Genomic DNA, 24,222 nt, shown 5'->3' on the forward strand with positions numbered 1-24,222 from the left:
AGCGGCCCTCACAGCAGTCCTACGGCGGTGTCCACGGCGGCGGCCACATCGCCGTCCGCCGGGTACAGCAACGAACGGCCGACCACCAGCCCGCGCACGGTGGGCAGTTGGAGGGCGCCGCGCCACTTCTCGTACGCCCCGTCCTGGTCGTCCCCCACCTCCCCGCCGAGCAGTACGGCGGGCAGTGTGGAAGCCGCCATGACCTCGGCCATGTCGTCGGGGTTGGCGGTGACCGGCACCTTCAGCCAGGTGTAGGCGGAACTGCCGCCCAGGCCGGAGGCGATGGCGATCGACTTGGTGACGGCCTCGGCGGACAGGTCGTTCCTGACCTTGCCCTCGGGGGTGCGGTGGCTGAGAAACGGCTCGACGAAGACAGGGAGCCGGCGCGCGGCCATGGCGTCGATCGCGCGTGCGGTGGACTCCATCGTGGTGAGGGAGCCCGGGTCGTCGTAGTCGATGCGCAGGAGCAGCTTGCCCGCGTCGAAGCCGAGGCGCTCGATGTCCTCGGGGCGGTGGCCGGTGAAGCGGTCGTCGAGTTCGAAGCTCGCGCCCTGGAGGCCGCCGCGGTTCATCGAGCCCAGGACGACCTTGCCGTCGAGCGCGCCGAGCAGCAGCAGGTCGTCGAGGATGTCGGCGGTGGCGAGGACGCCGTCCACGCCGGGGCGGGACAGGGCCAGGCAGAGGCGCTCCAGGAGGTCGGCGCGGTTGGCCATGGCCATGCTGCGGCCGCCGACGCCGAGGGCGCCGCGGGCCGGGTGGTCGGCGGCGACGATCATCAGCCGGCCGTTGTCGTTCAGCAGGGGCCGGCGGGGGCGGCGGGCGGCGGCCTCGGCGATCGCCTCCGGGCGGTGGCTGCGCAGGCGGACGAGTTCGGAGACGTCGACGGTCACTTGACGGCCCCCGCGGTGACGGCCGCCTCGATCTCGCCCGGGGTGGGCATCGCGGAGGAGCACTCCAGGCGGGAGGCGACGATGGCGCCGGCGGCGTTGGCGTGCCGCATGGTCTTCTCCAGGTCCCAGCCGGCCAGCAGGCCGTGGACCAGGGAGCCGCCGAAGGCGTCGCCGGCGCCGAGGCCGTTGAGGACGTTCACGGGCAGCGGGGGGACCTCGGCGCTCTCGCCCTCGCGGTTGACGGCCAGGACACCCTTGGGGCCCTGCTTGACGACGGCCAGTTCCACGCCCGCGTCGAGGAGGGCGCGGGCCGCGGCGTGCGGTTCGCGCACGCCGGTGGCGACCTCCACCTCGTCGAGGTTGCCGACCGCGACGGTGGTGTGGCGCAGGGCCTCCTTGTAGAAGGGGCGGGCCGCGTCGGGGTCGGGCCAGAACATGGGGCGCCAGTCGAGGTCGAAGACGGTCGTACCGGACTTGGCGCGGTGGGCGAGCGCCGCCAGCGTCGCCGTACGGCTGGGCTCCTCGCTCAGGCCGGTGCCGGTGACCCAGAAGACGCGGGCGTCACGGAGGGCGTCGAGGTCGAGCTCGTGGGCATCGATCTCAAGGTCGGGGGCCTTGGGGCGGCGGTAGAAGTACAGCGGGAAGTCGTCCGGCGGGAAGACCTCGCAGAAGGTGACCGGGGTGGGCAGGCCGGGGACCGGGGTGACCCAGCGGTCGTCCACGCCGAAGTCCTTGAGGGCCTCGTGGAGGTAGGTGCCGAAGGGGTCGTCGCCGGTGCGCGTGATCACCGCGGTCCGATGTCCCAGGCGGGCCGCGGCGACCGCGACGTTCGTCGCCGAGCCGCCGAGGAACTTGCCGAAGGACGTGACCTGCGGCAGCGGGACGCCCGTCTGGAGCGGATACAGATCCACTCCGATCCGCCCCATGGTGATCAGGTCGTACGCCATCGGATACCCCTCGGTGTCGGCTCTCCCCGGTGTTCTAGTCCCCTTCCCGAAGCCCTGTCAATGTTTTGTCCGGACATTCGGACCAGATCATGACAGCGCTTTCCGCGTGTTCTGGTCGGCCCGCGAGTCCAGACGGCTGCCGCGGGGCAGGGTGACGGGCACCCCTGCCGCTCGACGAGGTGCTGCTGGAGCGGCTGGGCCTCGCCGCCGCCGCGGTCGTCGAGCGCTACGGGCCCGGGCGCGGCGGCTCCTGGGTTTCGCCGCCGATCTGCCGGTCGGCGACGTGGGTGTCGTCCTGGCCACCACCGTGGACCGGGAGCGCTTCCCGCACGGCGTCCTCGCGGGCATCGGTGCCGCCGACAGCCCCGACCGGTCCTGGCAGCAGGCCCGCACAGCCCTCCGATTCACCACCTCGCGCCGGGCGGTCGTCCCCTACGACAGCCTGGGCGCACTGGCCCTGCTCGCCCAGGTGCCTCCCGACGCCGCGCGGGACAACACCGACGTGGCCGCGATCGCCGGCGCCGCCGAGGCGTGAACTCACCGAGCCAGCAGGCCTGTTGCGCGCCGGGATCGCCCTTACGACATGGCGGCTGCTGGACGGTCTTGACGGCTAGGCCTTGTCCGCGACGGTCCGCAAGGGCGCCTTTGCCCCGGCTGTGTCACAAACGCCCGCTTCCTGTCACACGTGTCGCAAGGACGCGGGCCTTCCGTCACACCTGGCACACAGGCCCTGCCCGCCGTCACCGGGTGTCGTTGGACCCGGCACAGGCTTAGTTGATCGCCAGCGCGATGCCCGGCTCCCCCTGACGGCCCTTCCGCCGTCCCCGTGGCTCGCGCGGGGAGGTGCACGTCATGACCGACCGAAAGCTCTGGTCCTACAAGGAGATCGCGGCACACATCAAGGTGCAGCCGGACACCGTGCGGTCCTACCGCAAGCACGGACTGCTGCCGCCGCCCGACCATGTCGAGAGCGGCAAGCCCTACTGGTACGCCGACACGGTCCGGGCCTGGGTCGCCTCCAGGCCCGGCAACCGCGGGCGAAGAGACGACTGACCTCTCGTGCCGGCCCCGTGCCCCACCGTCGCGTGGGGCACGGTCTTCTGATCTTCTGCGGGGGCGTCAGCTCCACGGCTCGATGACGGTCGCCCCCGCTCCCGGTGCCGTCCCCATCGCCGCCAGCGCGGACGGGACCTCGTCCAGCGTGATCGTGGACGTCACCAGCAGGTCGGGGCGCAGCACACCGCCGCGGACCAGTTCCAGCATCGGCGGATAGCTGTGCGCGGCCATGCCGTGGCTGCCGAGGAGTTCGAGCTCCAGGGCGATGGCGCGGGCCATCGGGACGGGTGTCGTGCCGGTCGGTGAGGGCAGCAGACCGACCTGGACGTGCCGGCCGCGGCGGCGCAGGCCGTTCACCGAGGCGGCGCAGGTGGCGGGTGAGCCGAGGGCGTCGAGCGAGAGGTGGGCGCCGCCGCCGGTCAGATCGCGGACCGCCGCCGCGGTGTCCGGCGCCGCTGTCGCGTCCAGGCACTGCGCGGCCCCGAACCTCCGCGCCAGGTCCAGCGCCCGGGCCGACACATCGACGGCCACGACCCGCGCTCCCGACGCCGCCGCGATCATCACCGCCGAGAGCCCGACCCCGCCGCAGCCGTGCACCGCGACCCACTCCCCCGCCGCGACCCGGCCCTGCCGCACCACCGCCCGGTACGCCGTGGCGAACCGGCAGCCGAGGGAGGCCGCCGTGGCGAAGGACAGTTCCCCGGGGAGCGCCACGAGGTTCACATCGGCGTGGTCCAGCGCCACGTACTCGGCGAAGGAGCCCCAGTGCGTGAAGCCGGGCTGGGTCTGGCGCTCGCACACCTGATGGTCGCCCGCCGCGCAGGACGGGCAGGTGCCGCAGGCGCAGATGAACGGCACGGTGACCCGGTCGCCGGGCCGCCATCCGGTCACCCGGGCACCCACCGCCTCGACGACACCGGCGAGTTCATGCCCGGGCACATGCGGCAGGGCGATGTCCGGGTCGTGGCCCTGCCAGCCGTGCCAGTCGCTGCGGCACAGGCCGGTGGCCTCGACCCGCACGACGACCCCGTGCTCCGCGGGCTCCGGATCCGCGACCTCCCGGACCTCGGCCGTCTCCCCGTACCGCTCGAACACCACGGCCCGCATGGTCCACCCGCCTTCTCGCTCATGTCCGGATCGCGCACGTCCGAGATCCCGGAGTACCCCTACCTTCCCGGGCGATCAGGCATGCGACGCTCCGACCTTGTCTCTGGCCTCTTCCGTCTCCTTCGCCGGTTCCGGTTCGCCCTCGCTCAGGCCGAAGCGCTCATGGAAGCGGCGCAGCGGGCGAGGGGCCCACCAGGTGGCGCGGCCCGTGAGGCGCATGACCGCGGGGACCAGGAGGCTGCGGACGATCATCGCGTCCATCAGGACCGCCAGCGCGATCCCCAGGCCGAGCATCTTGGTGTTGGTCACCCGGGAGGTGCCGATCGCGACCATGACCACGGCCAGGATGACCGCCGCCGCGGTGATCAGCCCGCCCGTGCGCGCCAGGCCGTGCCGGACGGCCTGGTCGTGGTCGCCGGTGTGGTCGTACTCCTCCTTGATACGGGAGAGCAGGAACACCCCGTAGTCCATGGACAGGCCGAAGGCCACACAGAACATCAGGACCGGCAGGGTCGTCTCTATGGAGCCGGGACTGGTGAAGCCGAGCAGGCCGGACAGGTGGCCGTCCTGGAAGACCCAGACGACCGCGCCGAACATGGCCGTCAGACTGAGCGCGTTGAGCACGACCGCCTGGATCGGTATCAGCACGCTGCCCGTGAGGAGGAAGACCAGGAGCAGCGTGACGATCGTGATGAAGACGGCCGCGAGCGGAAGGCGCTCCCCTATGGCGTCCTTGGAGTCGACCAGGGCGGCCGCGGTGCCGGTCACCTCGGTGTCGAAGGGGGCCCGGACCTCGCGCAGTTCACCGACCAGGCGCTGGGCCGGATCGTCGACCGCCTCGCCCTTCGGCAGCACGGTGAAGTACGCCGAGTCGCCCTTCACCAGCGGCCCTTCGACCCGCTGTACATCGGGCAGGCCGGCGATCCGCTCCTTGTAGGCGCCGTACTGCGCCTCGGTCGCGCGGCCCTGGGCGAGTACTTCGAGGCCGCCGTCGGGGCTGCCGGGGAAGCCCTCCCGGATGTGCTGCTGCACTACATGGGACTCGGAGGTCGAGGGCAGCTGGCGGTCGTCGGCGGTGCCGAACTTCACGCCCAGGAAGGGCAGGCCCAGCAGGACGAGGACGGCTGTGGTGCCCAGGGCGAAGAACGGGGCGCGGCGCATGACGAGCGTCGCCGTACGCGCCCACGCTCTGCCCTCTTCCCCGGCGGGCTGCGGCCGGTGTCCGCGCCGGAACACTCGGCGCAGGTCCAGGGCGTTGACCCGGTTGCCGAGCAGCATCAGCGCCGCCGGGAGCAGGATCAGCGCGGCCGCCGCGGCCAGCAGCACCACTGCGATCCCGGCGTAGGCGAAGGACCGCAGGAAGTACTGCGGGAAGACCAGCATCGCGGCCAGGGACACCGCGACCGTGAGCGCGGAGAACAGCACCGTGCGGCCGGCGGTGCGCAGGGTCGTGCCGATCGCCGTCAAGGGCTCGGCGCCCGTGGACAGTTCCTCGCGGAAGCGGCGGACGATGAACAGTGCGTAGTCGACGGCGAGGCCGAGGCCGAGGGCCGTGGTGAGGTTGATCGCGAACACAGACACGTCGGTGAGCTCGGTGAGGCCGCGCAGGATCGCGTTGGTCCCGAGGATGGCGACGATGCCGATGCCGAGCGGCAGCAGGGCCGCGACCGCGCTGCCGAAGACCATCACCAGCAGCACGAGCGTCACCGGCAGGGCGATGAGCTCGGCCCTGGTCAGGTCCTCCTGGATGATCGTCTGCATCTCGTGCCGCACGGCGACCGGGCCGCCGACGGTGACCTCCAGCGGGCCGTGCGCGCCGCGGTACTGGGGCGCGATGCGCTCCAGGGTCTCGGCGGCGGTCTTCTCGTCACCGGTGATACGGGCGGCTATCAGCGCCTCGTGGCCGTCCTCGGCGCGCAGGGCCGGGGTGCCGGACTGCCAGTAGGAACCGATACCGGTGACGCCCCGCTCGCTCGCCAGCCGCTCGGCGAGACGCTCGGCCCGGGCGGCCACGGCCGGGTCGTCGACCGAGGCGTCGCCCGCGTCGACCAGGAGCAGCAGGTTGGGCTGGGAGCCGGGGAACTCGCGCTCCAGGGCCTTGGTCGCGCGGGTGGACTCGGCGGCCGGATCCTCCCAGCCGCCGGCGCCGAGCCGGTCGGCGACGCCGCTGCCGGCCAGCACCGCGAGCGCGGTGATCACCAGTGCCACCAGCAGCGACAGTCTGGGCCTCGCGGTCACGAAGCGGGTCCAGCCGCCGGTGCGTGGTGGTGTGTTGACTTCGGTCATCGTGCGGTGTCCCCTTCACCGTGACCCGTGTCCAGGCGCAGCCTGACAGCGCGGGGCTGCCATAGACTGGCAAACACGAGAGTTCGCTCGCATTTCTGCCGACTCCAGAATGCGAGCGGCCACTCGCGTTTGTCAATCGCGTGATGAGACCTGGGGATAACGCGTGCCCGAGAAGACCGAGAAACCCGCGACGGAGACGACGGCGGCGGCCGAGGACCGGCCGCGCCGACGCCAGGCCCGCGGCGAGCGCCGGATCACCCAACTACTGGAAGCCGCCGCCACGGTCTTCTCCACGACCGGCTACACGGCCGCCAGCACCAACGCCATCGCCCGCGAGGCGGGCGTCTCGCCGGGCACGCTGTACCAGTTCTTCCCGAACAAGGAAGCGATCGCGATCGAGCTGGGCGGGCGGCTCATGCACGAGATGCGGCAGTCGTACGACGAGATCCTCGCCCCGATCGACCCCGCGGCCACCCCGATCGAGGAGGTGATCGCCGGGACCGTCGACCGCTTCATCGAGTTCAACTGCCGCCACCCGGCCTTCTTCGCGCTCCTGCACGGCCCCGACATCCCGGGTCGCATCGCCGAGGAGCACGACGCGCTGCACACGACACTGGTCGCCCGGGTCGAGGCGATCCTCGCCCCGTTCGTGCCCGACGCGCCCGCCCCCGCCGTCACCCGCACCGCCCAGATGTGCGTCGCCATCTACATGGCCGGCCTGGAGCTGGTCCTGGCCCACGAGGGCGCCGAGCGGGAGGCGTACATCCAGGAGCTGAAGGACGTCCTGGTGCGCTACCTGCGACCTCTGGTCGAGGACGTCGTCCACTGATACCCCCTAGGGGTACAGTGGGGAAGTGTGCGGGCCCCTCGCGGGTCCCCACAGCCCCACATGCCTCGACGAGGAGTAACGACATGACCGCCCAGACCGACACCACGGGCCCCGTCACCACCGTCTACAAGGTGAGCGGCATGAGCTGCGGACACTGCGAGGGCGCCGTCTCCGGCGAGATCTCCGAGATCTCCGGCGTCAGTTCGGTGACGGCCGTCGCCAAGACCGGCGAGGTCACCGTCGTCTCCGCGGCCCCGCTCGAGGAAGAGGCCGTACGCGCCGCCGTCGACGAGGCCGGCTTCGAGCTGGCCGGCCGGGCCTGACCCCCGCGTTCACAGCGCGCCGGGCCCAGAGCCCGGAAGCCATGCCTGAGACGCTCAAGGCCTGGCACTCGTACCGACGTACGGGCCGTACGGCCGCCGCCCCGGCCCGTACGGCCCGTTCCGTTTCCCGGGCGCCCCGCCACCTCCTGGAGTGAAGGACATGACCAGCACCACCGCCCAGGCGCCGCCGGACCGCGAGCCGGCGGCCGCCGAGGTCGAGCTGCTCATCGGCGGGATGACCTGCGCCTCCTGCGCGGCCCGCGTCGAGAAGAAGCTCAACCGCATGGACGGCGTCACGGCCACGGTGAACTACGCGACGGAGAAGGCCAGGGTCAGCTACCCCGCGGGCACCGAGGTCGCCGATCTGATCGCCACCGTGGTGAAGACCGGGTACACCGCCGAGGAGCCCGCGCCCCCGCGCGAGGAGGAACCCGCCGCCGCTGAGGACCCGGAGCTGTCGGCCCTGCGCCGCCGCCTCACCGTCTCGGCCGTGCTCGCCGTGCCCGTGATCCTGCTCGCGATGATCCCGGCCCTCCAGTTCGACAACTGGCAGTGGCTCTCGCTCACCCTCGCCGCGCCGGTCGTCGTCTGGGGCGGACTGCCCTTCCACCGGGCCGCCTGGACGAACGCCCGGCACGGCGCCGCCACCATGGACACACTGGTCTGCCTCGGCACGCTGGCCGCGTTCGGCTGGTCCCTGTGGGCGCTGTTCCTCGGCGACGCGGGCATGCCGGGTATGCGGCACCCCTTCGAGCTCACGGTCTCGCGCGGCGACGGCGCCTCCCAGATCTACCTGGAGGTCGCCTCCGGCGTCACCGCCTTCATCCTGCTGGGCCGCTACCTCGAGGCCCGCTCCAAGCGCCGCGCCGGGGCCGCGCTCAGGGCGCTGATGGAACTGGGCGCCAAGGACGTGGCCGTCCTGCGGGACGGGCGCGAGGTGCGGATCCCGGCGCAGCGGCTGGCGGTCGGCGACCGGTTCGTCGTACGGCCCGGCGAGAAGATCGCCACCGACGGCACGGTCGTCGAAGGGGCCTCCGCGGTGGACGCCTCGATGCTGACCGGCGAGTCGGTGCCGGTGGACGTGACGGCCGGGGACACGGTCACCGGCGCGACGGTCAACGCGGGCGGCCGGCTGGTCGTCGAGGCCACCCGGGTCGGCGCCGACACCCGGCTCGCGCGCATGGCGAAGCTGGTGGAGGACGCGCAGAACGGCAAGGCCGAGGTGCAGCGGCTCGCCGACCGGATCTCCGGGATCTTCGTGCCGGTGGTCCTGCTGATCGCCGTCGCCACGGCCGGGGCGTGGCTCGGGCTGACCGGCGACGGTGTCGCCGCCTTCACGGCGGCCGTCGCGGTGCTGATCATCGCCTGCCCGTGCGCGCTGGGCCTGGCCACCCCGACGGCGCTGATGGTCGGCACGGGCCGCGGCGCTCAGCTCGGCATCCTCATCAAGGGCCCGGAGGTCCTGGAGTCCACGCGCCGGATCGACACGGTCGTCCTGGACAAGACCGGCACGGTCACCACGGGCCGGATGACCCTCCAGGAGGTGTACGTCGCCGAGGGCACCGACGAGAAGGAGGTGCTGCGGCTCGCGGGCGCCGTCGAGCACGCCTCCGAGCACCCCGTCGCGCGGGCGATCGCGCTGGGCGCCGAGAAGAGGGCCGGACAGCTCCCGGAGGTCGAGGGCTTCCGGAGCGTCCCCGGGCGGGGCGTACGCGGGCGGGTGGAGGGCCGTGAGGTCGCCGTGGGACGGCTCTTCGACGACGTACCGCCGGAGCTGGCCCGCGCGCGGGACGAGGCCGAGCGGGCCGGGCGTACGGCCGTCGTGGCCGGCTGGGACGGGACGGCGCGGGCCGTGCTGGCGGTGGCGGACGCGGTCAAGGAGACCAGCGCCGAGGCGGTGCGGGAGCTGCGCGCACTGGGGCTCACTCCGGTGCTGCTGACCGGTGACAACCGGGCGGTGGCCGAGTCGGTGGCGAAGGCCGTGGGGATCGACCAGGTGGTCGCGGAGGTACTGCCCGAGGACAAGGTCGACGCCGTACGGCGGCTGCGGGCCGAGGGGCGGGTCGTCGCCATGGTGGGCGACGGCGTCAACGACGCGGCCGCGCTCGCCACCGCCGATCTGGGCCTGGCCATGGGCACCGGCACGGACGCGGCGATCGAGGCGGGCGATCTGACGCTGGTCCGCGGCGACCTGCGGGTGGCCGCGGACGCGATCCGGCTGTCGCGCCGGACGCTGGCCACGATCAAGGGCAATCTCGTGTGGGCCTTCGGCTACAACGTGGCCGCGCTGCCGCTGGCCGCCGCGGGGCTGCTGAACCCGATGATCGCGGGGGCCGCGATGGCCTTCTCGTCGGTCTTCGTCGTCACGAACAGCCTCCGTCTCCGGACATTCCGGTGAAGTCCCCCGAATTCGGCCTAAGTTCGCGGCGAACCTGATATGAGCCCCTCTGGAGTCCCGAGCCCGGCTCACATAAGCTCTTCACAAGGCTCGCGCATCATCCTTACGCTTGAGTCCCGGACGGCATTTCCGGGCTCTTGCGCAGCTAACGGACATATGCAAGAGACGCAGATCACAGTGATGTGAACGTAACCATCGAAGGGGTTCGAAGGTCTAAGTTGACGATGTCAGGGAGCGTCTTGGGGGGCGTGACCTGACATCTGGAGATGTCTTGGGGGACTTCTCCAGAGATGCGTTGCCGGGGCACGCACACCGGGAAGCTTTGAGCGGCCCTCCCGGACGTGCGCTGTCCCGGCAGATCGCACACGACAGAGGCACGACGAGTTTTGCTCGTTGTGCTCACAGCGATTCAGGCGCTGTCCTCACAGACGCCCGGCCGGATCCCGTGGGGGGAATCCGCACCGGGACTGAGAAGGCGCCCTGGCCGTCGGCCCGTGGGGGGACCGGCGTTCCGGGGCGCCTTCTTCATTGCGTAAGAAATCACGTAAGAGATCGCCCCTCTCAGGGCCTACGCGAGAGCCCCCGCACCCGGCAGCCGGATACGGGGGCTCGTGCGGTTACCGCGTCTCAGCGGGCCTCGACGGGAACGAAGTCACGCTCGACCACGCCCGTGTAGATCTGGCGCGGGCGGCCGATGCGGGAGCCCGGCTCCTTGATCATCTCGTGCCACTGGGCGATCCAGCCCGGCAGCCGGCCGAGGGCGAACAGGACCGTGAACATCTCGGTCGGGAAGCCCATGGCCCGGTAGATCAGACCCGTGTAGAAGTCGACGTTCGGGTAGAGGCTGCGCGAGACGAAGTAGTCGTCGGAGAGCGCGTGCTCCTCCAGCTTCAGCGCGATGTCCAGCAGCTCGTCGGACTTGCCGAGCGCGGACAGCACGTCGTGCGCGGCGGCCTTGATGATCTTGGCGCGCGGGTCGAAGTTCTTGTAGACCCGGTGGCCGAAGCCCATCAGGCGGACGCCGTCCTCCTTGTTCTTCACCTTGCGGATGAAGGTGTCGACGTCGCCGCCGGAGTCGCGGATGCCCTCCAGCATCTCCAGCACCGACTGGTTGGCGCCGCCGTGCAGCGGGCCCCACAGGGCGTTGATGCCGGCGGAGATCGAGGCGAACATGTTCGCCTGCGAGGAGCCGACCAGGCGGACCGTGGAGGTCGAACAGTTCTGCTCGTGGTCCGCGTGCAGGATCAGCAGCTTGTCGAGCGCGGAGACCACGACCGGGTCCAGGTCGTACTCCTGCGCCGGGACCGAGAAGGTCATGCGGAGGAAGTTCTCGACGTAGCCGAGGTCGTTGCGCGGGTAGACGAACGGGTGACCGATCGACTTCTTGTACGCGTACGCCGCGATCGTCGGGAGCTTGGCGAGCAGGCGGATCGTGGAGAGGTTCCGCTGGCGCTCATCGAACGGGTTGTGGCTGTCCTGGTAGAACGTGGACAGCGCCGAGACGACCGAGGACAGCATGGCCATCGGGTGGGCGTCACGCGGGAAGCCCTTGTAGAAGTTCTTGACGTCCTCGTGCAGCAGGGTGTGCTGCGTGATGTCGTTCTTGAACGTCGAGAGCTCGTCGACGGTCGGCAGCTCGCCGTTGATCAGCAGGTAGGCGACCTCCAGGAACGTGGAGCGCTCGGCCAGCTGCTCGATCGGGTAGCCGCGGTACCGCAGGATGCCCGCTTCGCCGTCCAGGTAGGTAATGGCGGATTTGTACGCGGCGGTGTTGCCGTAACCGCTGTCCAGTGTCACCAGACCGGTCTGGGCGCGGAGCTTCCCGATGTCGAAGCCCTTGTCCCCTACGGTGCTGTCGATCACCGGGTAGGTGTACTCGCCGTCGCCGTACCGCAGTACTACAGAGTTGTCGCTCACGTCTTCCCTCACCGACGTTGTGCCTCATCTTCGAGGTTGCCCTGACTGTCTCTACCATCCCCCACTTGGCTCAGGAGAGTGCACTCGGGGTCGACCATCGGGCCTATTGGCGGCACTGAGTGCCGTCAACTTGCTCATCCTGCCCCCTGTCTTCCCCATCCGGAAGCCTCTGTGACCTTCACGACTCGTTTGATCGATCATTTTTTTGCGATCCGTGCGATCCGAGCCGGAAATCGAGTGCCGTGCACCGCCGGCCCGCCGACACCGTGCGCACCGCCTGGCCGATGGCCTTGCGCGAACCGACGAGCACGACCAGCTGTTTGGCCCGGGTGACCGCCGTGTAGAGCAGGTTCCGCTGGAGCATCATCCAGGCGCCCGTGGTGACCGGGATGACGACCGCCGGGTACTCGCTGCCCTGGGAGCGGTGGATCGTCACCGCGTACGCGTGCGCCAGCTCGTCGAGCTCGTCGAAGTCGTACGGAACCTCCTCGTCCTCGTCCGTCAGCACGGTCAGCCGCTGGTCGACCGGGTCGAGCGAGGTGACGACGCCGACGGTGCCGTTGAAGACGCCGTTCTCGCCCTTCTCGTAATTGTTGCGAATCTGGGTGACCTTGTCCCCGACGCGGAAGACCCGGCCGCCGAACCGCTTCTCGGGTGTGTCGGGGCGGCCGGGGGTGATGGCCTGCTGGAGCAGGCCGTTCAGGGTGCCCGCGCCCGCCGGGCCCCGGTGCATGGGGGCGAGGACCTGCACATCGCGGCGCGGATCGAGCCCGAACTTGGCCGGGATACGACGGGCCGCCACATCCACGGTGAGCCGCCCGGCCTCCTCTGTCTCGTCCTCGACGAAGAGGAAGAAGTCCTTCATGCCGTCGGTGACGGGGTGTTGGCCGGCGTTGATCCGGTGGGCGTTCGTCACCACGCCCGACTGCTGGGCCTGCCGGAAGACCCGGGTCAGACGGACGGCGGGGATCGGTCCCCCGTCGGCGAGCAGATCCCGCAGCACCTCCCCCGCGCCCACGCTCGGCAACTGGTCCACATCCCCGACGAACAGCAGATGCGCCCCCGGCGGCACGGCTTTCACCAGCTTGTTGGCGAGCAGCAGGTCCAGCATGGACGCCTCGTCGACCACCACCAGGTCGGCGTCGAGCGGACGGTCCCGGTCGTACGCCGCGTCACCGCCCGGCTTCAGCTCCAGCAGGCGGTGGACCGTGGAGGCCTCGGCGCCGGTGAGCTCGGACAGGCGCTTGGCGGCCCGGCCGGTCGGGGCGGCGAGCACGACCTTGGCCTTCCTGGCGCGGGCCAGCTCCACGATCGAGCGGACCGTGAAGGACTTGCCGCAGCCGGGGCCGCCGGTGAGGACGGCGACCTTCTCGGTCAGCGCCAGCTTGACGGCGGCCTCCTGCTCCGGGGCGAGGTCGGTACCCGTGCGGGCCTTGAGCCAGGTCAAGGCCTTCTCCCAGGCCACCGTACGGAAGCCCGGCATCCGGTCCTCCTCGGTGCGCAGGAGGCGCAGCAGCTGGGCGGAGAGGGAGAGTTCGGCGCGGTGGAAGGGCACGAGGTAGATGGCGGTGACCGGCTCCCCTCCGTCCGGCCCCGGGACCTTCTCCCGTACGACGCCCGGTTCTTCGCCGTCCTCCCCCGGCTCGGCCAGCTCGGCGAGGCACTCGATGACCAGGCCCGTGTCGACCTGGAGTAGCTTGACCGCGTCCTTGATCAGCTGCTCCTCCGGGAGGAAGCAGTGCCCCTGGTCGGTGGACTGCGACAGCGCGTACTGCAGGCCCGCCTTGACGCGCTCCGGGCTGTCGTGCGGGATGCCCACGGACTGGGCGATCTTGTCGGCGGTGAGGAAGCCGATGCCCCAGACGTCGGACGCGAGCCGGTAGGGCTGGTTCTTCACGACGGAGATGGAGGCGTCGCCGTACTTCTTGTAAATGCGCACGGCGATGGACGTGGACACCTCGACGGTCTGGAGGAAGAGCATGACCTCCTTGATGGCCTTCTGTTCCTCCCAGGCGTCGGCGATCTTCTTGGTCCGCTTGGGGCCGAGACCCGGGACCTCGATCAGCCGCTTGGGCTCCTCTTCGATGATCTGGAGCGTGTCCAGCCCGAAGTGCCGCGTGATCCGGTCGGCGAAGACCGGCCCGATGCCCTTGACCAGCCCCGAGCCGAGGTAGCGGCGAATGCCCTGGACGGTGGCGGGCAGAACGGTCGTGTAGTTCTCGACATGGAACTGCTTCCCGTACTGCTGGTGCGAGCCCCAACGCCCTTCCATCCGCAGGGACTCGCCGACCTGGGCGCCGAGCAGCGCGCCGACGACCGTGAGCAGATCACCGCCGCCTCTGCCGGTGTCGACCCGGGCGACCGTGTAGCCGTTCTCCTCGTTGGCGTATGTGATGCGCTCCAGCACGCCTTCCAGCGTGGCCAGTCGGCGCTCGCCCTGATCGGTCATGGTGGGACCGTACCGCCTGGGTAGGACAACGCCCTCGGATAAAGCGACCGATCAGTATGCGGCCGGGCTCTCACATTTCACGCTGGATTCACACGAAAGCCTGAAGCTTTACAGTTCAAGCATCAGTGTCGTCCCTTTTGAGCTTCTTACCCGTGGGAGGATCCAGGAGTTCATCAAGGGGGGCGGATTTCGATTCCGGAGTGACCGTGATGCCGATGCGTCCCCCAGGCCCGAACGCCCTTCGGCGCGCGCACTCCGCAGGAACCCTTCTCGTCGGCCTGTGCGCCGTCAGCACGTTGACGCTGCTCATGATGGCTCCGGCGATTTCCGGGGACCACGCGATCGTGGCTCCGGGACCTTCCGCGCCGGACGAGAACACCCCCGGCTCTCCCCCTGCGGACCGGACACCCACACCGGAATTCCGCCCCCTTCCGAGCCCGGGGCCGGGTTGATTCCGCCCCGCCCAGCGAATTCCCCCCGCACCGTATGACAACGAGGAACGATGTCACCCCAGGCTCAGAGCGTCGCCCTGTGGATCATGTCCCTGGCCATCAACATCACGGCGGCGTGCGCGGGGATCGTGTGGGGCTGGGAGGCCTTCGCACAGTTTCTGCTGCCGGCGTTCGGATCGGTGGTGGGGGCGTCGCTGGTCAGTTACAGCTTGCGGCGGTGAGGTGGCCGTCCTTGAGGGCGGTGACGAAGGCGGTCCAGCCGGTCGGGGAGAAGGTCAGGGTGGGGCCGGGGGTGTTCTTGCTGTCGCGGACGGGGACGGTGGTGTGGCCGCCTACCACTTCCAGGCATTCGCCTTGGTCGCCACCGCTGTAGCTGGACTTGTACCAGCCGGTGAGAGGGCGCTCACTGCTGACCATTCGCGTGTTCCTCCGCTGCCGCCCTGACTAGGGACAGTGACTGCTGCTGCGACAACGCGTCGCTCAGGGCCAGAGAGTAAGCGGTCTGACAAGCACTCACCAGGGCAGGGTCGTCCATCAAGTTCCCGGTCTGGAAGCCCTCGACGTAGGCCACCGGGGCCGAGTCCTCGAATGTCATGAGCGTCAGCAGGCTCTGCATGAGCGCGTGCGCCCCCACGCCGTAGGGAAGGACGTGCAGGCGCAGCCGCCCCGACTCGGCCATGTCCGCGATCCTGTGCAGCTGTTCCGCCATGACCTGCGGCCCGCCCACACATCGCCGAAGAACCGCCTCGTCAAGCAGTGTCCAGACCACGGGCTGCGCCGGTCCGTCGAGGATTCGGCGACGCCTTGTTCGGATGACAACGAGTTCGTCAAGTTCCTCGGGCGTGTGATTCGGTCGGTACGCCCGGAAGAGAGCGCGTGCGTAGTCGTCGCTCTGCAGCACTCCGGGGACCAGCGAGAGCGCGAACTGCTGGATCAGCAGGGCGAGTTGCTCAAGCTCGGCCACGGCTGCGAAGTGATCGGTGTACTTCGACTCCAGATCCTCCAGCCACCGCGCGAAGAACCCATCCGTCCCCAGCGCCCGGTCGATCCGCAACGCGTCATCCGGCTTCGGCAGGCGCCTCCCGGCCTCGAAATGGCTGATCAGTGTGGGTGAGCACACGACCTGGTCGCCCAGTTCCTCCTGGGTGAGGCCGACCGCTGTCCGCCTCAGCCGCAGCTCCTCTCCGTATTTCTGACGCGGCGTTCGAAGTGCGCGGCGATCGCCCATCGGCCAACTCCTCTTCTTGACAAGCGCGATGTCAAGCCCAGACCCCTGGCAGCGTAGCCAGAGCCGACCCCACTCTGTGAGTGATTCAGCACAGAACGCAGTCACCGCAGGTGAGAAGGCAGGCCGACAGACATGACCGACCGAATCGCCCGGCTCCTCGAGCCGATCCTCCGCTTCCTGTTCCCGCCTCGCGGGCGGCGACGGCGGCCGTCGGCACCGGTCCCGTGCCGGCGGTGTGCATGCCTGATGACGGAGGCGGGCGCATGACCGGTGGAGCACGGGAACGCCTGTTGCCATGGACCGGTTCCGACGGGAAGCCGTGCTATCTCGTGGGTGACGGGACCGGCTACGTCTCCCGTCTCGCCGACGACATCGAGGACGTACAGCTCGGTATGGCGGACGACCTGCTCGGGCACGCCGACGAACTCCTCGCGGAGCAACGGGTGACGAGTGCGGAGCTGCACTACTTGGCCATGCGGCTCACCGAGTGCCTGCGGGACGTCAGGCGGGTCGCGGAGAGCAGGGGGGAACGCCTCTCCCCGCCCGAAAGTCCATGACCAGGGAGGTAATTGAGGGCCGCGCCCTCCTGCGGCACCCTCGCCGTCATGTCCTCCGTCCTTATCGGCGCCGTCGCACTGTTCTTCCTGGGTATGGGCCTCTTCGGGCTTGTCGCTCCGAGGGCGCTCATCCGGCCCTTCGGGATCGAGCTGACCGTTCCCGAGGCGCGTGCTGAAGTCCGGGCTGTCTACGGCGGTTTTGGTGTCGCTGTCGGTGCCCTCCTCGCCTTGACAGCCCTCGGTGCCTCCGGCGATCTGCGGTCCGGCGTGGTGATCACGGTGGCGGTGTCGCTGGCGGGGATGGCGTTCGGGCGGTTGGGGGCGTGGGTGGTGGAGCGACCGTCGGCGTTCTACCCGTCCTGGTTCTACTTCTGGGTCGAGACCGTGGGAGCCGTTGTGCTGGTCAGCTGTGCGTAGTCGGCGTGGACGGGGCTCAGCCGGCCGGGCCGGTCAGGAAGTCGGTGATGCGGCGGCTCGCTTCGGCGGGGGCGGCGTGCGGCAGGGCGTGGTGGGAGACGTTCGGAAGTGTCGCCGTCGTGGCGCGTGGCAGCAGTTTCTCGGCACGGGCGGCCACCTTGGACGGGTTGTGGGTCCGGGTGTTCTCGGCGAGGAGCACGAGGACCGGCAGGTCCAAGCCGCGCAGCGCGCCCGGCTTCGGGCGTGGTCCCACCACCGGCCGCACGGAGGGGAAACCCACGGCCGCCTCCTGGAGGGCGAGCCAGTCGGGGTCGAGGGAGGCGCCTCCGGTCTCCCATTCCAGGAAGGTCCGGACCCGGCGGGGCGTGGGCCGCAGCGCCATCCGCACCGCGTGCAGTCCGTAGGCCGGCTTCAGCTTGGCGAAGCACATGGTCGGGTCCAAGAGGACCAGGCGGCGCACCCGATGGGGTGCGCGCAGGGCGTACTGCAGCGCGATCCAGGCGCCGTACGAATGCCCGCCCAGGTCCGTCTCCGTGAGGCCGAGGCCCTTGAGGACCGCGTCCAGCCAGGACACCAGGTCGGCGGTCGTACGGGGGTGGCGGCCGGGGACCGGTGTGCTGCGGCCCGGGGCACCGAACAGGTCGACGGCGTACAGCCGGTGGACAGGGGACAGTTCGGCGGCCTGCCGGTACCAGGACGCGGAGGTCGGGCCTCCGCCGCCCGGCAGCAGGACGATCGGGGGCCCGTCGGCAGGACCGCATATGTTGACGTGCGTCGAGCCGAAGGGTGTGGGCACGGTCGCGGCCTCCCGCGCCGTCGGCCACTTGGCCATGACCTTGTCGTAGGCGGCGAGGAAGTTGCCGCTGTCGTACGTACCACGAGCGCTCATGAGCCAGGACCCCTTATTATCTTGCTCAGCGAGATACTTGCTCAGCGAGATGATATCGGAGGCGGCCCGTGTCCGACCAGGAGATGGAGCTCGTCCATCTGCTGCGCGCCGTGACCGTCGATCTGGGGCTGCACAGCGCCCGGTTCGCCCAGCGCAACGGCATGCATCCCACCGATGTCCGGGCGCTGATCGTCCTGATGGACGCCCACCGCGCGGGTGAGGAGACCACGGCGGGGCGACTCGGCGCCGCGCTCGGTCTGAACTCGGCCGGGACCACGGCACTGGTCGACCGGCTGGAGCGGGCCGGGCATGTGCGGCGGGTGCGCGGCGAGCGGGACCGTCGCAAGGTCGGTATCGAGGTGACCGAGGGCGCGATCACCCTCGGCCGGCAGCACTTCGGACCCCTGATCGACCGGACGGTGGGTCTGTTGAGCGGGTACGACGAGCGGGAACTGGCCGCGATCAGGGGCTTTCTGACCGGGGTGCGGGAGGCCGCGGCCGGGGAGGGCGACTAGGGGCGCGCGGGGAGGATGGGCGAGTGGAGCGCTCGGGCCGTCCCCATCCACGAAAGCCCAGGCAGCCAGACTCCCCGTTGTCCCGAACGCTCCACTTGCCTCACCGTCTCCCGTGGCTCACCGTCTCCCGTGGCTCTCACCGCCTCCAGAACAGGTGGTGCGTCACCCCGCTCGGGCTCGGTACGACGTCGCGGTGGAAGCGGTCGAGCAGCTCGTCGGGGGACTCCCAGAGCCGTGAACCCGACCCGAGCTTCACCCCCGGCGAGACCGCCACGTGCAGCGTGTCGACCAGGTCCGCGTCGAGGAACTCCCGGATGGTGGCGGCCCCTCCCCCGAGGCGGACGTCCTTGCCCCGCGCCGCCTCCCGCGCCTGGGCCAGGACCTCGGCCGGGTCGCCGCCGACGAAGTGGAAGGTGGTGTCGGAGAGGGTGAAGGAGGGGCGCTCGTGGTGGGTCATCACGAACACCGGGGTGTGGAACGGCGGTTCCTCGCCCCACCAGCCCTTCCAGTCGTGGTCCTGCCAGGGGCCACGATGGGGACTGAACTTGTTGCGGCCCATGATCTCGGCGCCGATGTTGTTGGCGAAGTCACGGGTGAGGTAGTCGTCGAGGCCACGGCTGCCGCCGGGGTCCGTGCGGTTGGGCCAGCTCGCCGTCGCCCCGGCCCACGCGAACATCGTTCCGGGGTCGGCGTGGCCGAACGGACGCTCCAGGCTCTGGTTCTCGCCGGCGCCGAATCCGTCGCTCGAGACGTTGAAGTTCTGCACGCGCAGTAGCTGAGGCACGGGGCTCCTCCTGTGGTCGATGAGGGGTGGACCCCTCCGGCCGGCGAAACTCATCGGCCCCCTGGGGAGCCCCCTGCCCGTCTCACCCGGACTGCGCCACCACGTGCTCGATGACCTGCTTGAATTCGTCGGTCGGGGAGAACTCCACCAGCTCGCTGTCCTCCAGCGCGAGCGGCACATGGCCCGGAGCCCAGTAGTACGCCTGCCCCGCCTCGTACTCCTCCTCGCCGGATGCCGTGCTCATCCTGATCCGGCCCTTCAGCAGATAGCCCCAGTGGGGGCACTGGCACGCGTCGTCGGGCAGGCCCTTGAGGGCCGGGCCCATGTCCGTGCCGCGCGGCAGGCTGATGTAGCTCACCGACATGTCGCCCCCGATCGGCATGTTGCGGACCTCCACACCGTCGCCTTCGAGGGCGACGGGTACGTCGTTCCGGGTCGCCGCCGTCATGACTCCTCCGCTCGCCTGGAAACGGACCTCCTCCTTCCACCCTGAACCGCCGGGGAGCCCCCCGCGACATCACGATCCGGTTTCGAGGTGCCGCCGGGGTCTTGATTTACCGGCGTGTAATCGATTCCATCCACCCGTCGATGTAATCGATTCCACGAGTTCCCCGAGTGTTCGCACGGGGCGCTCCCACGACTGATCCACAAGGAGGTGGAGCGGCGGTGGCCAGCATCAAGGACGTCGCTGCCGAGGCCGGCGTATCCGTCGCCACGGTCTCGCGCGTCCTGAACGACCACCCGTCGGTCAGCGCCGACGCACGCACCCGCGTGCTGGCCGCCGTCGAGACCCTGGGCTACCGCCCGAACGCCGTCGCCCGCTCCCTGCGCACCGACCAGACCCACACCCTCGGCCTGGTCATCAGCGACGTGATGAACCCCTACTTCACCGAACTGGCCCGCTCCGTCGAGGAAGAGGCCCGCGCGCTCGGCTACAGCGTCATCATCGGCAACGCCGACGAGCGGCCCGACCTCCAGGACCATCACGTACGGAACCTGCTGGACCGCCGTATCGACGGGCTCCTCGTCTCCCCCACCGACGGCGGCTCGCCGCTGATGCTGGACGCGGTCCGCGCGGGGACGCCGATGGTGTTCGTGGACCGGTGGATCCCGGGCGTGGACGTGCCGGTGGTGCGGGCGGACGGCCGGAGGGCCGTACGGGACCTCGTGGCGCATCTGCACCGGCTCGGGCACCGGCGGCTCGCGATCATCGCGGGGCCGGCGGCGACCACGACCGGCCGGGAGCGCGTGGAGGCCTTCCGGGAGGCGCTCGGCGCGTACGGCCTCGAACTCCCCGACGCCTACATAGGGCAGGGCGACTTCCAGGCCGAGAGCGGGCGCCGGGTCACCGAGGGGTTCCTCGACCTGGCCGAGCCGCCCGAGGTCGTGTTCGCGGCCGACAACCTGATGGCGCTCGGCGCGCTGGACGCCGTACGCGCGCGTGGCGTGCGCGTGCCGGAGGACATCGCGCTGGCCGCGTTCGACGACATCCCGTGGTTCGTGCACACCGATCCGCCGGTCACCGCGATCGCCCAGCCGACGGGTGAGCTGGGGCGTGCCGCCGTGCGTGCGCTGGTCGCCCGGATCGAGGGCCGGCCCGGGGAGTCCGTCACGCTCCCGGCCCGGCTCGTCGTACGCCGCTCGTGCGGCGAGCAACCGGATTCTTTGGAGCCGTCCCCCGTAACGAACAGGAGCCAGACGTGAGCAACGCGGACGAGTTGCTGCGCATCGAGGGCATACGGAAGACCTTCCCGGGCGTGGTCGCGCTGGACGGCGTGGACTTCGACCTGCGCCGGGGCGAGGTGCATGTGCTGCTCGGTGAGAACGGCGCGGGCAAGAGCACCCTCATCAAGATGCTCTCCGGCGCCTACACCCCCGACGCCGGGCGGATCCTGGTCGGCGGCGAGGAGACGCGCATCCAGGGTGCGCAGGACTCCGAGCGGCTCGGGATCGCCACCATCTACCAGGAGTTCAACCTCGTTCCCGATCTGACGGTCGCCGAGAACATCTTCCTGGGGCGCCAGCCGCGCCGGTTCGGGATGATCGACCGGGGGCGGATGGAGGCCGACGCCGAGGTGCTGCTGAAGCGCGTCGGGGTCAGCGTCTCTCCCCGCGCGCGGGTACGCGAACTCGGTATCGCGCGCCTGCAGATGGTCGAGATCGCCAAGGCGCTGAGCCTGGACGCGCGCGTGCTGATCATGGACGAGCCGACCGCCGTGCTCACCTCCGAGGAGGTCGAGAAGCTCTTCGCGATCGTGCGCAAGCTGCGCGAGGACGGCGTCGGGATCGTCTTCATCACGCACCACCTGGAGGAGATCGCCGCCCTGGGCGACCGGGTCACGGTCATCCGGGACGGGAAGAGCGTCGGGCAGGTGCCCGCCGCCACGCCCGAGGACGAGTTGGTACGGCTCATGGTGGGGCGGTCGATCGAGCAGCAGTACCCGCGTGAGCGGCCCGAGAAGGGCGACGCGCTGCTCACCGTCGAGGGGCTGACCCGGGACGGCGTCTTCCACGACGTCGGCTTCGAGGTGCGCGCCGGTGAGGTCGTCGGTATCGCCGGGCTCGTGGGCGCCGGTCGTACCGAGGTCGTGCGGGCGGTCTTCGGGGCCGATCCGTACGACAAGGGAGCCGTGAAGGTCTCGGGGGCCGCCCTGAAGGGTCACGACGTCAACGCCGCCATGACCGCCGGCATCGGCCTCATCCCCGAGGACCGCAAGGGCCAGGGCCTGGTGCTGGACGCCTCGGTCGAGGAGAACCTGGGCCTGGTGACGCTGCGGTCGGCCACGCGCGCGGGGCTCGTCGACCTCAAGGGGCAGCGGGAGGCCGCCGCCCGGATCGCCGAGCAGCTCGGCGTGCGGATGGCGGGCCTCGGCCAGCACGTGCGCACGCTGTCCGGCGGCAACCAGCAGAAGGTCGTCATCGGCAAGTGGCTGCTCGCCGACACCAAGGTGCTGATCCTCGACGAGCCGACGCGCGGTATCGACGTCGGCGCCAAGGTCGAGATCTACCAGCTCATCAACGAACTGACGGCGGCCGGTGCCGCCGTACTCATGATCTCCAGCGATCTGCCCGAGGTGCTCGGCATGAGCGACCGGGTGCTGGTGATGGCCCAGGGCCGGATCGCGGGCGAACTCTCCGCCGACGAGGCCACCCAGGACGCCGTGATGGCGCTCGCCGTAAGCAACCCCAGCACTGACAAGGAGGCCTCCCGTGGCCACTGACACGCTCAAGAGCACGACGGGCGCGGGAGCCGCCTCGGGGGGCCTGCGCCGCCTGCTGCTCGACAACGGCGCGCTCACCGCGCTCATCGTCCTGGTCGTCGCGATGTCGGCGCTGTCCGGCGACTTCCTGACCACGGACAATCTCCTCAACGTCGGCGTCCAGGCGGCCGTGACCGCCATCCTCGCCTTCGGCGTGACCTTCGTGATCGTCTCGGCGGGCATCGACCTGTCGGTGGGCTCGGTCGCCGCGCTGTCGGCCACGGTGCTCGCGTGGACCGCGACCTCGGCGGGTGTCCCCGTCTTCGTCGCCGTCCTGCTGGCCATAGCCACCGGTATCGCGTGCGGCCTGGTCAACGGCATCCTGATCTCCTACGGCAAGCTGCCGCCGTTCATCGCCACGCTGGCCATGCTGTCGGTGGCCCGCGGTCTGTCCCTCGTCATCTCCGAGGGCTCCCCGATCGCCCTGCCCGACTCGGTCTCCCACCTCGGGGACACGCTCGGCGGCTGGCTGCCCGTGCCGGTCCTGGTCATGATCGTGATGGGTCTGATCGCGGCATTCGTGCTCGGCCGTACCTACATCGGCCGCTCGATGTACGCGATCGGCGGCAACGAGGAGGCCGCGCGGCTGTCCGGCCTGCGTGTGAAGAAGCAGAAGCTCGCCATCTACGCCTTCTCCGGCGTCTTCGCCGCCGTCGCCGGTGTCGTCCTGGCCGCCCGGCTGTCCTCCGCGCAGCCGCAGGCCGCCGACGGCTACGAGCTGGACGCGATCGCGGCGGTCGTCATCGGCGGCGCGTCCCTGGCCGGCGGTACGGGCAAGGCGTCCGGCACGCTGATCGGCGCGCTGATCCTGGCCGTGCTGCGCAACGGGCTGAACCTGCTGAACGTGTCGGCGTTCTGGCAGCAGGTCGTCATCGGTGTCGTCATCGCGCTGGCGGTGCTGTTCGACACGCTGCGGCGCAAGGCGGGGGCCACTCCGGGGGCCGCCGGCACTTCACCGGGAGGCAAGGGCAAGCAGGCGGCGACGTACGGGCTCGCGGCCGTCGTCACCGTCGCGATCGTCGGTGCCACGTCGTTCCTGCACAACGGCTCCTCCGCCGCGAGCACCCCGAAGATGGGCCTGTCGCTGTCCACCCTCAACAACCCCTTCTTCGTGCAGATCCGGGCGGGCGCCCAGGCCGAGGCGGAGAAGCTGGGCGTGGACCTGACCGTCACGGACGCCCAGAACGACGCCTCGCAGCAGGCCAACCAGCTGCAGAACTTCACCAGCTCCGGTCTCGGCGCGATCATCGTCAACCCGGTGGACTCGGACGCGGCGAGCAACTCGGTGAAGGCCGCCGACAAGGCGGACATCCCGGTCATCGCCGTGGACCGCGTCGTCAACAACGCCAAGCTGGACACGCTGGTCGCCTCCGACAACGTCGCCGGCGGTGAGCTCGCCGCCAAGTCGATCGGCGAGAAGCTCGGCGGCAAGGGCAAGATCGTGATCCTCCAGGGCCAGGCGGGCACCTCAGCCGCCCGCGAGCGCGCGCAGGGCTTCGCGAACGGCCTCAAGGCCTACCCGGGCATCCAGGTCGTCGCCCAGCAGCCCGCGGACTTCGACCGCACCAAGGGCCTCGACGTGATGTCGAACCTGCTCCAGGCCCACCCGGACGTCCAGGGCGTCATCGCCGCGAACGACGAGATGGCGCTCGGCGCGATCAAGGCGCTGGGCTCCAAGGCCGGCAAGTCGGTCTCCGTGGTCGGCTTCGACGGCACGCCTGACGGACTGAAGGCGGTCGAGGGCGGCAGCCTGTACGCGTCGGTGGCGCAGCAGCCCTCGCAGCTCGGGAAGATCGCCGTGGACAACGCCCTCAAGGCGCTCCAGGGCAAGAAGGTCGAGGAGACGGTGAAGGTGCCGGTGAAGGTGGTCACGAAGGAGAACGTGGCCGGCTTCAGCGGCTGATATCGCTGACATCGG

23 protein-coding genes are annotated in these 24,222 nt (G+C 70.4%); 12 read left to right on the forward strand and 11 right to left on the reverse strand.

The genetic code is table 11. The features are described 5' to 3' along the window. Nucleotides 1–8 precede the first annotated feature (8 nt). Both ACFT32_RS27010 and iolC read right to left on the reverse strand, forming a co-directional pair. Nucleotides 9–890 carry a deoxyribose-phosphate aldolase gene (locus ACFT32_RS27010; RefSeq protein WP_382494119.1) on the reverse strand — a complete coding sequence of 294 codons (882 nt, stop codon included), beginning with the start codon at nucleotides 888–890 and terminating at the stop codon, nucleotides 9–11. Next, entirely contained in the window at nucleotides 887–1,837 is a 951-nt protein-coding gene (iolC, locus tag ACFT32_RS27015) for a 5-dehydro-2-deoxygluconokinase (RefSeq protein WP_382494122.1), read from the reverse strand. Before iolC ends, ACFT32_RS27010 begins: the two co-directional genes overlap by 4 nt. Nucleotides 1,838–2,120: 283 nt before the next feature. On the opposite strand from iolC, the gene ACFT32_RS27020 reads away from it, so the two are divergent. Beyond that, nucleotides 2,121–2,372, forward strand: coding sequence for a hypothetical protein (locus tag ACFT32_RS27020; RefSeq protein ID WP_382494124.1), 252 nt, complete (start codon nucleotides 2,121–2,123; stop codon nucleotides 2,370–2,372). Between the two features lie 317 nt (nucleotides 2,373–2,689). After that, nucleotides 2,690–2,890 (forward strand): AlpA family transcriptional regulator, encoded by a 201-nt coding sequence (locus ACFT32_RS27025; RefSeq protein ID WP_215121270.1) that lies wholly within the window; start codon nucleotides 2,690–2,692, stop codon nucleotides 2,888–2,890. A 66-nt stretch (nucleotides 2,891–2,956) separates the two neighbouring features. Here ACFT32_RS27025 and ACFT32_RS27030 read toward each other — a convergent pair whose 3' ends face one another. Both ACFT32_RS27030 and ACFT32_RS27035 read right to left on the reverse strand, forming a co-directional pair. Beyond that, entirely contained in the window at nucleotides 2,957–4,000 is a 1,044-nt protein-coding gene (locus tag ACFT32_RS27030; RefSeq protein WP_382494126.1) for a zinc-dependent alcohol dehydrogenase family protein, read from the reverse strand. 75 nt (nucleotides 4,001–4,075) lie between these two features. Next, the gene (locus ACFT32_RS27035) at nucleotides 4,076–6,286 is read right to left on the reverse strand and encodes an MMPL family transporter (RefSeq protein ID WP_382494128.1); all 2,211 of its coding nucleotides are present in this window, start codon (nucleotides 6,284–6,286) and stop codon (nucleotides 4,076–4,078) included. Nucleotides 6,287–6,449: 163 nt separating this feature from the next. Between ACFT32_RS27035 and ACFT32_RS27040 the strand changes: the two genes are divergently transcribed. From ACFT32_RS27040 to ACFT32_RS27050, 3 genes are all read left to right on the forward strand, one after another. Further along, entirely contained in the window at nucleotides 6,450–7,115 is a 666-nt protein-coding gene (locus ACFT32_RS27040; protein ID WP_382494130.1) for a TetR family transcriptional regulator, read from the forward strand. A gap of 83 nt (nucleotides 7,116–7,198) precedes the next feature. Next, nucleotides 7,199–7,438 carry a heavy-metal-associated domain-containing protein gene (locus tag ACFT32_RS27045; protein ID WP_382494132.1) on the forward strand — a complete coding sequence of 80 codons (240 nt, stop codon included), beginning with the start codon at nucleotides 7,199–7,201 and terminating at the stop codon, nucleotides 7,436–7,438. A gap of 160 nt (nucleotides 7,439–7,598) precedes the next feature. Further along, nucleotides 7,599–9,836 (forward strand): heavy metal translocating P-type ATPase, encoded by a 2,238-nt coding sequence (locus ACFT32_RS27050; RefSeq protein ID WP_382494134.1) that lies wholly within the window; start codon nucleotides 7,599–7,601, stop codon nucleotides 9,834–9,836. A 627-nt stretch (nucleotides 9,837–10,463) separates the two neighbouring features. On the opposite strand, the gene ACFT32_RS27055 is transcribed toward ACFT32_RS27050, so the two are convergent. Then, on the reverse strand, nucleotides 10,464–11,753 hold the full coding sequence (locus ACFT32_RS27055) for a citrate synthase (RefSeq protein ID WP_382494137.1): 1,290 nt from the start codon (nucleotides 11,751–11,753) through the stop codon (nucleotides 10,464–10,466). A gap of 178 nt (nucleotides 11,754–11,931) precedes the next feature. Beyond that, nucleotides 11,932–14,202, reverse strand: a complete 2,271-nt coding sequence (locus ACFT32_RS27060) for an ATP-dependent RecD-like DNA helicase (protein WP_382494140.1) — start codon at nucleotides 14,200–14,202, stop codon at nucleotides 11,932–11,934. 502 nt (nucleotides 14,203–14,704) lie between these two features. Here ACFT32_RS27060 and ACFT32_RS27065 point away from each other — a divergent pair. After that, nucleotides 14,705–14,875, forward strand: a complete 171-nt coding sequence (locus ACFT32_RS27065) for a hypothetical protein (protein ID WP_382494143.1) — start codon at nucleotides 14,705–14,707, stop codon at nucleotides 14,873–14,875. On the opposite strand, the gene ACFT32_RS27070 is transcribed toward ACFT32_RS27065, so the two are convergent. Together ACFT32_RS27070 and ACFT32_RS27075 are read right to left on the reverse strand one after the other, a co-directional pair. Then, nucleotides 14,853–15,071 (reverse strand): DUF397 domain-containing protein, encoded by a 219-nt coding sequence (locus ACFT32_RS27070; protein WP_382494145.1) that lies wholly within the window; start codon nucleotides 15,069–15,071, stop codon nucleotides 14,853–14,855. The two genes, ACFT32_RS27065 and ACFT32_RS27070, sit on opposite strands and share 23 nt — an antisense overlap. Further along, nucleotides 15,058–15,882, reverse strand: coding sequence for a Scr1 family TA system antitoxin-like transcriptional regulator (locus ACFT32_RS27075; RefSeq protein ID WP_382494147.1), 825 nt, complete (start codon nucleotides 15,880–15,882; stop codon nucleotides 15,058–15,060). Before ACFT32_RS27075 ends, ACFT32_RS27070 begins: the two co-directional genes overlap by 14 nt. A gap of 263 nt (nucleotides 15,883–16,145) precedes the next feature. Here ACFT32_RS27075 and ACFT32_RS27080 point away from each other — a divergent pair, with 263 nt between their 5' ends. Both ACFT32_RS27080 and ACFT32_RS27085 read left to right on the forward strand, forming a co-directional pair. Further along, nucleotides 16,146–16,439 carry a hypothetical protein gene (locus ACFT32_RS27080; protein ID WP_382494148.1) on the forward strand — a complete coding sequence of 98 codons (294 nt, stop codon included), beginning with the start codon at nucleotides 16,146–16,148 and terminating at the stop codon, nucleotides 16,437–16,439. 48 nt (nucleotides 16,440–16,487) lie between these two features. Beyond that, nucleotides 16,488–16,856 carry a DUF4345 family protein gene (locus ACFT32_RS27085; RefSeq protein ID WP_382494151.1) on the forward strand — a complete coding sequence of 123 codons (369 nt, stop codon included), beginning with the start codon at nucleotides 16,488–16,490 and terminating at the stop codon, nucleotides 16,854–16,856. A 16-nt stretch (nucleotides 16,857–16,872) separates the two neighbouring features. On the opposite strand, the gene ACFT32_RS27090 is transcribed toward ACFT32_RS27085, so the two are convergent. Then, on the reverse strand, nucleotides 16,873–17,745 hold the full coding sequence (locus ACFT32_RS27090) for an alpha/beta fold hydrolase (RefSeq protein ID WP_382494153.1): 873 nt from the start codon (nucleotides 17,743–17,745) through the stop codon (nucleotides 16,873–16,875). 83 nt (nucleotides 17,746–17,828) lie between these two features. Between ACFT32_RS27090 and ACFT32_RS27095 the strand changes: the two genes are divergently transcribed. Continuing rightward, nucleotides 17,829–18,260, forward strand: a complete 432-nt coding sequence (locus tag ACFT32_RS27095; protein WP_382494669.1) for a MarR family winged helix-turn-helix transcriptional regulator — start codon at nucleotides 17,829–17,831, stop codon at nucleotides 18,258–18,260. A gap of 136 nt (nucleotides 18,261–18,396) precedes the next feature. Here ACFT32_RS27095 and ACFT32_RS27100 read toward each other — a convergent pair whose 3' ends face one another. After that, a complete protein-coding gene (locus tag ACFT32_RS27100) occupies nucleotides 18,397–19,044 on the reverse strand; it encodes a dihydrofolate reductase family protein (RefSeq protein ID WP_382494155.1) in 648 nt (215 codons plus the stop codon). Nucleotides 19,045–19,126: 82 nt separating this feature from the next. Further along, nucleotides 19,127–19,492 (reverse strand): hypothetical protein, encoded by a 366-nt coding sequence (locus ACFT32_RS27105; RefSeq protein WP_382494157.1) that lies wholly within the window; start codon nucleotides 19,490–19,492, stop codon nucleotides 19,127–19,129. Nucleotides 19,493–19,710: 218 nt separating this feature from the next. Between ACFT32_RS27105 and ACFT32_RS27110 the strand changes: the two genes are divergently transcribed. From ACFT32_RS27110 to ACFT32_RS27120, 3 genes are read left to right on the forward strand one after another with little or no spacing between them, the layout of a single operon-like run. Beyond that, the gene (locus ACFT32_RS27110; protein ID WP_382494160.1) at nucleotides 19,711–20,748 is read left to right on the forward strand and encodes a LacI family DNA-binding transcriptional regulator; all 1,038 of its coding nucleotides are present in this window, start codon (nucleotides 19,711–19,713) and stop codon (nucleotides 20,746–20,748) included. After that, complete coding sequence (locus ACFT32_RS27115; RefSeq protein ID WP_382494162.1) at nucleotides 20,745–22,265, forward strand: sugar ABC transporter ATP-binding protein; 1,521 nt, start codon at nucleotides 20,745–20,747, stop codon at nucleotides 22,263–22,265. The genes ACFT32_RS27110 and ACFT32_RS27115 overlap by 4 nt, the downstream gene beginning before the upstream one ends. Then, a complete protein-coding gene (locus ACFT32_RS27120; protein ID WP_382494165.1) occupies nucleotides 22,255–24,207 on the forward strand; it encodes a substrate-binding domain-containing protein in 1,953 nt (650 codons plus the stop codon). The genes ACFT32_RS27115 and ACFT32_RS27120 overlap by 11 nt, the downstream gene beginning before the upstream one ends. The last annotated feature ends 15 nt before the right edge of the window (nucleotides 24,208–24,222 follow it).

Origin of the sequence: Streptomyces sp. NPDC057002 (genome assembly GCF_042673825.1) — a bacterium.
Lineage (GTDB): Bacteria > Actinomycetota > Actinomycetes > Streptomycetales > Streptomycetaceae > Streptomyces.